This is a genomic window from Chromobacterium sp. FG89 (genome assembly GCF_057808735.1).
Genome location: NZ_JBMDIQ010000103.1, coordinates 1 through 300, shown reverse-complemented (window position 1 = coordinate 300; position 300 = coordinate 1). Strand labels below are relative to the sequence as shown.

General features: G+C 70.3%; 1 protein-coding gene. It reads left to right on the top strand.

What is annotated here, in order from left to right:
- The coding region (locus ACODRW_RS24425) for a hypothetical protein (protein ID WP_488906943.1) at positions 1-300 on the top strand (300 nt) is incomplete at both ends.

Sequence of the window (300 nt, the reverse complement as noted above, 5' to 3'; positions counted from 1 at the left end):
CCTGGCGCGACCAGCCGCAGATCGTTCACATCGGCGGCAATCAGCCGGCGGCGGCCACTCGCGGCCTGATCCGCTATCGCAGCGCCGGCGGCACCTGGGCCGAAGCGCCGCTGAGCCGCGCCGCCAACGGCGAATGGGACTGGGACAGCAGCGCGCTGGCCAAGGGCTTGAGCGCGCCGACGGTCTACGACTTCGAATACCAGTTGTTCGACGCCAACGGCCTGATGCTCAACCGCGCCGGCGGTCAACTGACGCTGGGCGGCGGCGCCGTCAGCGTCAATACCAAGGGCCTGACGCTGC